Here is a 12,575-nt window from a genome sequence, read left to right on the forward strand (position 1 = left end):
ATTAACGTTCCTTAGAGAACTACTTTTACAGTTATTATATTTCCATTCTCTATTTCAACTCTAACGATACAAACACCTGTTTTTGTTTCTGACAAATTAATCCCTGTTTCGCCATAAGTTCTACTTATCAATGCTCCTGTTAAAGTATAGAGATCTGTTTTTTTATTTTCGGGTACGAATAATGTTCCGTTTCTGAAATATATTGCTCTTTCAGATGTGTTTTTATTTGCGATTGAAGAATACTCTCCTTCTGCTATTTTATTACTTAAATTACCGTGTGCGCCAACAATTTTGATGGTGAAAACATCTTTGTCGTTCGAATCAACAACAAACGATGTAGCTTCTGTCAAGCCTATTATTTGATCATTCTTATAAACAATATATCCTTTAGCTCCGGCAACTTCTGTCCAGGATAGAGTTCCCGACGAAAGAGTTACGCTAGTTGGATTCTTTGGCGATTTGACCAGCGAGAACGGATCATAATCTCCGGTAGTAAATGAATATATTTTTTCGTTAGTGTAATATGTATCTACCTCTTGCTTTGTTAGTTGATGGCTCCACTCTACACGATTTGCAACATCTATCGGATTTCCATCACGATCCGTACTATTATATTCTGCAAAGAACGACGTTAAATGATTGTTTCCATCCCATGTAGACCAACCTGCGCTTTTCACACCGTCCATTTTGCAAGAAAGAAAAACAGAAGACGATTTTCCTTGCCAAGGTCTTCCCAGAAACACTTCATATCCGGCCTCCGTTGTTAATAAACAATTTCTGAATATAAATCCATAGAAATATACTTTATCATCACCAAAAGCCATAGCCGAAATATCTTCAGGGGCAGTTATATAAGATCCATTTCTCACGCTATGCAACTGACAATTATCAAAGATGGCAGTACCTCCGGCACAGATATAATCTGTACCACCCTCGATGTAGCAGTCGTAGAAATAAGACCTCTTGGTCTTCTTCAAATAATGCGTATCCTGATATCCTATCAACCTACAATTTTTGAAAGTTTGCCTGTCTCCAACATTATATAGAGCCACAGCCTGCGCTTTTGAGTACGAATTTTCTATGGTTAGGTTTTCAGCATAAAAATCAACTGCATTTACAGTGAATGTTGCGGATTGAGGAGTTCCCGAAGTAACTTGCTTTCCATCGTAAATTATAGTCTTTTTGTTATAATCGTCCCAAGTTATAATTACTTTTTCAGGATCTTCACCAATTATAGACAACAACTTATTTGATGCTTTTGAGTGGGAACCAATCATCACTTTCTCCTCATATTTGCCTGCTTTAACAAAAATCACTTTTCGCTCATTATCAGGACATGCGTTTATGGCTTCTTGCACAGTCTGAAAATCGCCCGAATTGTCTTTTGCTACCACGTAGTCAAACACCTGAGCCGACAAATTTGCCAGCCCAAGCATTTGTACTGATATTATGAATAATAAACGTTTCATTTAGTATTTGTTGAATTTTAATATCTGTTTTTGATTGTTTGCCACTATCGCCTCCACAATGTATATTCCATTTGTAAGATTCGATATATCCACAGAATCAGTATTCATCGCATTTACAACTTGTTGACCTACGGTGTCGAATATTTTAATATTTTTTACAGACGAGTCTGACAAAACAGATAGTTTATCTTTATTGACTGAAATTTTAATCTCCACGTTATTTTTAATATCTTCTATCGATGATTTAAAAATCGGGTCGATTTTTTCGTCAACCAACGAACACAAATAAACTTCCAGTGCAGTATATCCTTCCTCTGTCACCAAATTACGATCTTCCGGGTCATTCGGGTCAAGACCGTTAGCCTGTTCCCATTCGTCCGGCATACCATCATGGTCTGAATCTTGAGGAGCTTGAGAATAATCAACTGTTGTATAATAACTATACCAAGGATCCCAATCATCTCCGGCATTAGCCGGTTTTAAATTCCATGGAGTATCAATAATGCCTGAGTTTACACCTCTTGCCGGACTTGTAAAGTCTTCCTTGTTATAAACTGAACGCAAAATAGGTATTTCGCCTTTCATCTCTCGAATAAGCCGTTCATCATGACCATCACGTTTTGGGTATATTGCTCCTGCTTTGTCTAAAATAGATTCATAAGCATTTATTGCAGTCTCTGTATAAGAGCTATGATCTTCCAATATACCATCTGATTGAACAAATTCTATTGCAGAATATATGTTGTCTTTTCCTCCTACAGTTCCTGTATTAACACCTTTCCAGTTATCAGCTGTTTTTTCTGAATCACCTTCCATTACATTTCCGTCAAAATACCATTTTCCGTATCCGGCAGGAGTAACATTTTGCCGATGGTAGGATGGAGAGGCAAAATACAAAGAGCTTGCTGTTCCTGGTCCTTTTTGATAGTAATTATTAACAAAATTAGTATGAGCAAAACCTTTACCTCCAGGAACTTCCCACTCTCCTCCATAACAAGCGCCGGAAGATCCCCAGTTGAAATTAACATTATTTCTAAAGTCAACTAAAGACTCAATATCATCCTTATTTGCTCCGTTTATTCTTGGACTACGTGATTGATGATGAGCTAACAAGTTATGATGATATGTTGAATATTGTCCTCCCCATTGTGTTCCATAACCACGAGGACCTTTCTTATGAATCGAGTTATACAATCCTTCGCTTACAATACACCACTGTACGGTAAAATTATCAGCACTAGAAAAATGTGTTGTTTCTTCAATAGCCCAACTTAACGAACAGTGATCAATAATAAAATTACCTCCATTTTCCCAACGCATGCCAGATGTTTCTTCTCCTGTAACATCGCCTGGCCTAGACCTAAGATAACGAATAATACCATTTCTATTTCCGCCCAATTTTATTGTATAGTTTTTAAAACAAATACCATCACCTAAGGCTGTTTGTCCTGCAATAGTAACATTACTACGATTTAAAGAAAAATCTGCTTTAAGATCAATTACACCACCTACTTTAAAAACAACAGTAAGAGGTTTCCATGAATAAACCCATGTGCCCCATTTGTTTTTTGTTGAATCTTTTCCTTGAGTAAATGCCCACCGGAAACTTCCTTCTATAGGATCTTCTACACCGGGAATATAATCCTTCAAATTTGTTACAGCAACAACTACACCTCCACGACCACCTGTCGCATATTTACCATATCCTTTTGCCGAAGGAAATGCCAAAGTTTGTGCATTCATAATACTAGTAAACAGTAAAAAAGAAAACACAAAACACAATAAAGAATATAACTTTTTCATACTTTTCTGTTTATTTAAAGTTAGAAGATATCCATTAAATGCACTCAATCATTTAATGGATAATCTTCTAAAAGCTATTTTAATTATCTATATGATATTATTCATAAGGATCAAACACATCCGCATCAGCCGTCCAGCCTTTTGTTTGCTTTATATTTGCAGAGCGCTCAATTATCTGTTTAGGTATGGCAATGAAGTCATATTTTTCAGGTACATCTATTGGATATAACCTATCATTAGTGTAGTCCGATATATCGAAAAAGAACCAACTATCCGATTGAGATGGATTTTTTGTAATATCCAGAGTTCCTCTTATAGCTATTAGTTTCTCAATATTTGAATTGCGATCATCAAGCATCATTGTATCAATTCTTTTTCTTTTTGAACCATTCAATTTCGGAGTATTTCCTAAATCATTACGATACATCAACCAACGTCTCATATCCCAAAATCTCTTATTTTCGAAAGCAAACTCAATAAGGCGTTCATTCAAAATAAGCTCTCTCAGATTTAATGTTGAATAAGAATCCTTCAACCCGTAACCATAACTTCCACTACCTTTAACAATACCCGCGCGATCTCTTACCTGAGCTAACAAATCCAATGCTTCATCTTGTTTTCCGAATTCATTTGCTGCCTCCGCTAAGTTCATTATCACTTCAGTATATCTTATTTCCATCCAATCGGTACCACACATCTTTGAGTCTGTTGCAGCAATATTATCATCGGTCATCTTTCGACAGTAAAAGCCTGTTCTTGTATAGTTAACTTCCTCAGTATCACTCTCTACATAAGTCCATATTTTTGTCAAAGACTGTCCACCTGCAGACATTCCCGGTATAGGCCAATCACAGCCATTGTAACCAATTGTTGCATAAAACCGAGGATCTCTGTTTACCCAATAATGATCTTGACTGTACCCCGATCCTGATTCGTTTATGGCAAGACCGTTGCTCATTGGAAATGCACTAACTAAATTCCATGTTGGATTCGCTGTTGTTCCTCCACCATCAGCACCTCCAATACCTCCAACAAATGGTCTCACAGAATTACACCAACTGTGATAATAGGTACTACTTAATGAAGAATTATAAGCTTTTACAAATATTGCCTCCGGATTACTTTTTCCTTCTGCTAAAAACATGCCCTTTAATTCACCTTTATAGAATCCATAACCATCAGCATCACATATTTCTTTTGCTTTTTTATTAGCTTCATACGCATCATTCCATCTCGAAACATCGTTGCTTGGATTAAACATTGGACTTGCATAATGTAAAAGGATACGCCCTTTCAAAGCAGCAGCTGCTGCTCGTGTTATTCTGGCATAATCTTCTGTGTCCCATTTTGCAGGAAGTCTATTTATAGCTTCATCCAAATCTTCACAAAGATATTTTATACAATCTGAAGTTTTGTCGCGAGGAGGATCTATCTTCTCACCTCCATCTACGTATGGATTTATAGTTCTCTTAACATAAGGTACACCACCGTGAACCTGAATTATAGTCCAATGTGTCCAAGCTCTAAAAAAATATGCCTGCCCTAATATCTTGTTCTGATTATCTTCAGACATTGCACTTCCATTCATATTCTCTATCACCATATTTATCCTACGGATTTTTCCGTATGCTTCAGGAGTAAATGTTCCCATGTTATCTCCAACTTCATATTCTCCGTTCAGATATTTATTAGATCCAACAGTTTCTTCTGTATAACCAGCATGCAAGCCAAAAGGAGTAGAACCTCCGGCAAAATTCTGAGTTATGACCATCTCTCCATACAAGGTATTCACAAAATATGTTGCAGAAGCATAATCATCCCATATTTCAGGGTTTATTGTAGACGAGTCTTTTACATCGAAGAAATCATCACACGATGAAAAAGAAAACAAAACTACTGTTAACAATAAAATATATTTTTTCATTTTCTACTCTGTATTAAAGGGTTAGATTAACACCAAAATTAAATGTACGCATCATCGGATAGTCCATCCAGCTTGATAAATTTGGTTCCATATATTCGTATGGGTTAATGATAGTCCATAAGTTGGTTCCTGAAAAATATACACGTAATGCAGGCACACCTATTTTAGCACAAAGACTAGCCGGCATATTATATGTGATATTCAAAGCTGTCATTCTCAACGTATGACCGTCTTTCATCCAGAATGTCGACCTCTTATCCATATGACCATTATAAAGTCTGGCATATTTTGCATTCGTATTTTCAGGAGTCCAATAGTTTTTCCACATTGCTAATTGACTGGTTTTCTCGTCAATCCACTTAAATCCTGAACGACTACCCGAACCTTCTGCATAAACAGCTTTATCATAGAATACATCATTTCCGAATGAACCGCTAAATGTACCATCAACACTTAGATCTTTCCATTTAAAGCCTAATGAAAATCCATAATGGAACGGAGGTGTATCATATTTAGATATAATACGCTCATCATCTGTTGAAATTTTTCCATCCGGTGTATTAGAATAATTTTCACCTCCTACATCTTTAAAATTTAACATACCAGCTTCAGGAACCTTTTCAAAAATCGTATAATTAGGATTTTCGGCAAGAATACGATCTACATCTTCTTGGGTCAAAATGCCTGTACAAACATACCCCGATTCTCCTCCTCCAATTCGTCCTTCATCATCTTTCCAAGTTCCTTTAAGTTCGGGATTCTGATATTTACGGATTACTTTAGATGTAGCCCATCCAAAATTTCCTTTTACAGAATATCCCATATCTTTATTTATATCACCACTATATCCAACCTCTATTTCACCACCCCATGAGTTTTGAATACCATAATTTTCTTTAGGCATACTAGTTGAAGCTCCTGATGTTTTGTTAACTCCGGTTACATAAGATAATGAATTTCCTCTTACTTGAAGGATATCTGTTGTGTGTCTATAGAAACCATCTATAGAAACTGTCAGTTTTTTCAGAAAACGCATATCAAATCCTCCGTTGTAAGCCGATGTCGTTTCCCAAGTAATACCCGCATAGGGTAAACCCTGATTATTAGGAACCACTGTCCCAAGAATATTAGACCCTCCTAAATACGGACTACTGGTACCAGAAGCTGCATAGGTTGTTACCCATGATAGAGGTGATCCATAATCATTACCTAGCGTTGCCCAATTGAATCTCATCTTCAGATTATCAAATACATCCGGGTTTACATTCTTCGCAAAGAACGGCTCTTCCGAAATACGCCATCCCACCCCAATGGATGGGAAGAAACCCCATCTGTCTTTTTTTGCAAATTTTGTAGAAGCCTCATAACGAAAAGTAGCTTCTAGCAAATATTTATCCATAAATCCATAATTCAGACGACCAATATAAGACATACGACGTCCGGGTGTTGAAGGCTTAGATGAATAAGTTGGATGAGAACTTCCATCCATATTAAAACCGTCTGTACTTTCTATTGCTAAAGAATACCCGTCTATATTTCCAGATATATTCAGACCTGTGTTTCCTGCTATTTCATACACAAGCATAGCTTTCAAATCATGCTCTCCAAATTTTCTTGCATAATTAGCACTGGCATTTACCTGCCATGATTCACTCCATGACGAATTGCTGGAATAACTGCCCTTTGTCACTTCTGCAGTCTTGTCTGGGTCTACAACCGGATTATCACCAATTATAGATGAAGAACCTGAATCTGATTTAAATGTATACAATTCATATTTTCTATCATAAGTGACACCATATCCATTAGATCTATTATAGTTTGCATTGGCATTCAACGACAAACCTTTTACCCAAGGTACATCCCATGTTGTACCAACTGTAGCCGAAATATTTCCAGACTTGCCTTTTTTATAAGATCCGGCTTCATTAAACAAATATATAGGATTGACGGCTACCGTATTTTGTCCAACAGGAAGACCATTTATAGACCAGGGCATCCATCTGGGAGTACGCAATAATGTTGCAAATGTTTGAGACATCTTTTCAGGCTCTTTATCTCCCCTATTATATGGTATACTCGTCGATTTTCCATTTGCAGAAAGTCCCATATTCAACTTCCAATTTTTCTTTATATCTATTTCAACATTCGAACGTATTGAATACTGGTTTACACTTAAATTTTTAAAGTTACCATCTTGCCAGGTATAAGATCCACCAACAAAGTATCTTGCCCTGTCCGAACCTCCACTCAAATTCAAAGAGTGACGAGTTTGCATTGATGTCTTCCATGCTTCGTCCAACCAATTGTAATCTCGACTTTTGATAAGTTCCAGTTCACTGTCAGAATATATTCTATCATCTTTTTGTGTTAAATATGCCTCCTTATTATATTTGTATTTCGACAAAATATAATCATTATATGTAGTAGCATGTTGATAACCACTCATCATCTTAGGCATAGATTTAGCCGAAGATACACCAAACGAACCAGCATAGTTTACTTTTAATTTACCCTTTTCTCCTCGTTTTGTTTTTACAACAAAAACACCACCGGCCGAACGCACTCCATAAACAGCCGCCTGTCCGTCTTTCAGCACCGAAATACTTTCTATTTCAGAAGGATCCAATAAATCAAACTGGCTTTGATCTTCATATATAACTCCATCAATTACAAAGAGAGGAAATTCTGTTCCATTAAATGTTCCCGGTATACGTATCCGTACAGATGTAGAAGCCAATGGCGAACCTGAAGCCTGTCCAATTGTTACCCCGGCAAGTTTACCCTCAAGAGCTGTGGATAAATTTACTGTCGGAATATCTTCAATTTCTTGAGCTTTTATATTACTTACAGCACCTAAAAGATTTTCTCTTTTTACGGCACCATAACCAATAACTACTTCATCTAACAATTGAGAATTTTCTTTCAATCTAATATCGAAATTGGTTTTACCGTTTACATTTATTTCTTGAGTGTTGAAACCAATATATGAAACAACGATAACAGCATTTGATGGCACATTACCCAACGAAAAGTTTCCATCAAAGTCTGTTATAGTACCAATCTTTGCATTTCCTTTCACAACAATTGTTGCACCAATTATAGCTTCTCCTTTATTGTCTACAACACTTCCCGATATATCTACTGTTGCTTGTTGCTGAGTCATTATATCAGTAGTTGCCATTTCAGTTGTTTCTGCAACCAACGAGCTCACAGAAAAAACAGAAAAAGTACAAACCAGAAACATTTTTTTATATCCGTTCATACTTTCTGATAAAAACTTAAGAATTTTTTTATTCATAGTATTCTTTGGTTTGTAAAACAACAAATCCTCTCACCAGACTGTGTAAGAGGATTTATTGTTCATTTTAAATTATTTCACAATCACTTTCTCGGTCATTTTGCCCGTTGATACAATATATGCTCCAGATTCAACAGAGATTCCTTTTGCAGCCGCTGCTTTAGATACCGATCTCACAGCTTTTCCGTCTGTAGAATACACAGTAACATTGTTAGCAGCATTTTTTACAAAAATTTTACTTTCAGCCGAATATATTGATATATTTTCTACCGATTCGCTCACTAAAGAAGAACTGGCCAAATTTAGTTTAGCATTCACATCATAGTAGAAGCGCACTCCATTATTCAATTCAAACCTGTTTTCGAATGTTGCTCCATTGATATCCGCAGCTTTTACTTCATGGTTCAATACCAATCTGATCTTCTCTTGTACATTAGTAGATGCTGGAATAGTAAGTCTTTCTTTACTCCATGTTCCATCTGTAGCCGACTGAGTGGCCGGTGTAACATTAACACCTGCAATATCTACCCATGCATTATCTACCCATGCTTGAGCTCCTACAGCTCTAAGCATAGCTGTTTCAGGACTAGCACCTTCTAATTTATCCAAATCAACAGTTAAATCTACAACACGATTTTTCATTTCCAACTCTACATAGAATACAGCTTTTTCACCAGCACTTACAGCTACATTTTCTATTGGATCTGTATTTCTGTATTCACTTCTTTCATTCCAAAGTGTAGAAGCCGGATTTAGCCAAGTTGGAGCAGAATAAGTAACTTTAAAATTATCAAAAGCAATTATAGGATCGTATTTCATTGGATTCATAGCTTCTCCTGTTCCACTAGTAGTTATTGCAAAATATACTTTGTTCTTTGAAAGTTCAGATATATTTTTGCCAAAAGCCTCTGCTAGTTTTACCGTTTTCATAGCTTCTCCTGATGTATATACATTCCGCACCACTGTCATCTTTGTTGTATCAATATTGTTGCTCGTAATACCGGCATTATTTCCAATACCAATCCACAAATCGTATGTTGCCGTTTTTCCAGTATTGCCATCATCGTATGTATACATTTCAAACTCAATATCTGAAGTTGGGCTCAATCCACTAAGATCAAAAGCAAACATTGCTCCATATTTCTTATACATACCCGGATATATTGCAAATACCCTGTCTGCCTCAGCTAAAGTAGTCCGATCGGTTACTCCTGCAGCTAAAGTCTTATCTTTTAAGAAGTAAACATTTGCCGGATACCAAAATCCATGGTCAGCAGACATTGCCGGCTTATCTACAGCTGTATAATAATCAAGAAAACAGCCTAAGCTATCTGCCATTATCACATTGTTGTTCTGATTGATATTGTTCAATCTTGATTCATTTCCTTTTGGCCATGTAACAGCACTATTTTCATTATAAACATTAATCAACTGACCTCTGGTACCATTTATAGTCTGCTTACTTGAGCCAGATGCAACTGTTGATGTTTTATTTGTATTAAAATGAACAAGAGCTGTTACATCTCCTGTAACCGGGTCTGTTGTCAATGATACTCCTCTTTCTAATTTTGTGGCATCGCCATCTGAAAACCTGAACTGAGCATTAGCAAGAACTGCGATACCAAATAATGCGGTAAACGCTAATAAAGTTTTTTTCATAATAGTTGTGTTTTTGTATTTAGATGTTTAGTTTTCTTTAAAATATTTATTTGATTACTTGTTTTGTCACAACACCACTTTTTGTAATCGCTTTTATAATATAAGCGCCGTTCGCCAAATCTGAAAGATCTATATCTGTTGTAGCTGTAATTGTTTTCACTGAGTTTCCTGACATATTATATACATTCACATCTGCTTCTTCTGTAATTGTAAAAAAGCCATTTCCTCCTATAATTTTCACACCTTCTGCTAAAGAATTTCCAATACCACTACCTTCATTATAAACAGGCAACGTATTAGGATTCACAGCATCTGAGCCATCTGAATTTTCTGCCTCACCATAAATTTTCAAATCATGCAATCTCACAATTTGTCTTTCGTGTGTTACTGGTCTGATGCGGATAAAAACATTTTTTGTTCTAGCTGGAGTGAAATTCTCTTGCCAAACCATACCTCTACCCGACTCGTTCATATTTTCAGTTTGCATATCTTCCGGATATCTTAAAGCAGCTCCTTTAGGCGTGTATCTTATAGTATCCCATCTAACACTATTGTCTTCTTGCAAATAACCTATCTCTAAATGAAAACCTCTAGACTTTCCATAAGAAGATGTTGTATACTGGATAGCTCCCAGTTTTGCTATTTTTGATGTAACAAAACTACCTGCTCCATTTCCAGAAACGCCAGCCTCATTAGGACGGTCTCCATCATAATTATCATAAATTGCCATACAACCCACAGAAACATTATTCCAAGAGGCACCCAAGTTATCGCCTGAACCTACACCTCCAGGATTAGAAGTATAAAGCTGACCACTTTGAGTATCACATGTTGGCTGAATTTGACAATAATCTGCAAAAAATGTAATTTTAGCATTAGGCATGTTTTGCTGAGCATCAACATTTCCTTTCATTTCAAAAGTATCGTAATTGTCTCTGTCTATTCTACCAGAGCCACAATCCGCAGATGCCGATCTGGTTGCTCCTTCATAATACCAATCTTGAAAATTTGTGCTATAAATCAACGCATGATCAGGCTTTTCAGACCAATCACTGTTACCATGATACTGTGCATTTACGCTAGTTGAAACAGCAAGCAGAAAAACAACAAAGGAAGAAATTTGAGTAAATTTTCTTTTCATAATTTATGTTTTTATGGTTAAACTTTTAGTGTCTACAAGCAAGGACGAAAGATTTACAATTGAATCTACACTATCCTGTGCTGTCCTGACAAAACAAAAGTATCAAAAAAACACTTAATCAAAAAAACTTTATCAAATGTTTAAGAACATGTTTTAAAAAAAACCATTTTTAGAAAAAAAATAACTTCCTTTGTACTTTCAGGATAGAACAGGACAGTACAACAAAAGTAATATCTTGAAACATAAAATAACTATTATTAAGAATACTATGGTATTAGAATTCGACCCCAATAAAAGCAAAGTTCGACAATTGGCCGATGCTATTCGCACAGCAATTTCGAGTGGAGAATATAAGGAAGGTGACGCCCTCCCGTCTATCAATAAAATCAGCTCTGAGCATGGGTTGGCTCGGGATACTGTATATAAAGCTTTTCAGGATTTAAAGGAAAAAGGAATTATAGAATCTGCTCCCACAAAAGGATATTTTGTGTCTAACACTGTGAACAATATATTCGTCCTACTCGATATATTCAGCCCGTATAAAGATAACTTTTACAAGGAGTTGACTGCAAATCTTCCTTTGAACTACAAGCTCGACCTGTATTTTCATCACTACAACAAAAGATCGTTCAATCACATGATATTGGACAGCATCGGACGTTACGATTTGTATCTGATTACAAACCTGACAAATGACATCTACTCCGATGTTCTGGACAGATTGGACAATAGCAAGGTTTTATTGGTCGACTTGGGGAAATTCAAGAAAGACAAATTCTCGTATGTCTGCCAGGGTTTTGATACAACTTTGTACGACTGCCTTACTTCGGGATTAAGCAAATTGAAAAAATATAAAGAAATAGATTTCATCATAAAACCCGACTCGGAACATCCCAGCAGTTCGATACCCTATTTCATACAGTTTTGTGAAGACAACGGCTTCAGATATAAGTTCATCGAATCCGACTTCGGATATTCGGACATAACTCCCGGAACGGTTTACCTGACTGCAAATCATAACGATATGATAAAGATGGTAAAACTTTGCCGATCGTTAAACTACAAGTTGGGCGAAGACGTTGGCTTGATAACTTTTAACGATGCTCCAATGTTGGAAGTAATAGAAAACGGTATTACCGTGATTTCGACCGATTTCCGTCAAATGGGTAAACTGGCTGCCGAATACATTAAAACAAGAAATAAAATTCAAACTTATATACCTACAAAATTAATTTGTAGAGGTTCACTATAAACATATATACATTATTTAAATAGGAT

7 protein-coding genes are annotated in these 12,575 nt (G+C 36.2%); 1 reads left to right on the top strand and 6 read right to left on the bottom strand.

The features are described 5' to 3' along the window. Positions 1-11 precede the first annotated feature (11 nt). From D0T56_RS08425 to D0T56_RS08450, 6 genes are all read right to left on the bottom strand, one after another. Positions 12-1,469: a pectinesterase family protein gene (locus D0T56_RS08425; RefSeq protein WP_163319694.1), complete on the bottom strand. Its 1,458-nt coding sequence runs from the start codon at positions 1,467-1,469 to the stop codon at positions 12-14. Beyond that, complete coding sequence (locus D0T56_RS08430; RefSeq protein WP_163319695.1) at positions 1,470-3,212, bottom strand: T9SS type A sorting domain-containing protein; 1,743 nt, start codon at positions 3,210-3,212, stop codon at positions 1,470-1,472. It abuts the gene before it with no gap. A 157-nt stretch (positions 3,213-3,369) separates the two neighbouring features. Beyond that, entirely contained in the window at positions 3,370-5,196 is a 1,827-nt protein-coding gene (locus D0T56_RS08435) for a RagB/SusD family nutrient uptake outer membrane protein (protein WP_163319696.1), read from the bottom strand. A 13-nt stretch (positions 5,197-5,209) separates the two neighbouring features. Next, complete coding sequence (locus tag D0T56_RS08440; protein WP_163319697.1) at positions 5,210-8,497, bottom strand: TonB-dependent receptor; 3,288 nt, start codon at positions 8,495-8,497, stop codon at positions 5,210-5,212. 72 nt (positions 8,498-8,569) lie between these two features. Beyond that, the gene (locus tag D0T56_RS08445) at positions 8,570-10,156 is read right to left on the bottom strand and encodes a hypothetical protein (protein ID WP_163319698.1); all 1,587 of its coding nucleotides are present in this window, start codon (positions 10,154-10,156) and stop codon (positions 8,570-8,572) included. Positions 10,157-10,202: 46 nt separating this feature from the next. After that, positions 10,203-11,297: a T9SS type A sorting domain-containing protein gene (locus tag D0T56_RS08450; protein ID WP_163319699.1), complete on the bottom strand. Its 1,095-nt coding sequence runs from the start codon at positions 11,295-11,297 to the stop codon at positions 10,203-10,205. 268 nt (positions 11,298-11,565) lie between these two features. On the opposite strand from D0T56_RS08450, the gene D0T56_RS08455 reads away from it, so the two are divergent. Beyond that, positions 11,566-12,549 carry a GntR family transcriptional regulator gene (locus D0T56_RS08455; protein ID WP_163319700.1) on the top strand — a complete coding sequence of 328 codons (984 nt, stop codon included), beginning with the start codon at positions 11,566-11,568 and terminating at the stop codon, positions 12,547-12,549. Positions 12,550-12,575: the final 26 nt, after the last annotated feature.

This window comes from Dysgonomonas sp. 520, from assembly GCF_010501095.1.
GTDB lineage: Bacteria > Bacteroidota > Bacteroidia > Bacteroidales > Dysgonomonadaceae > QVMP01.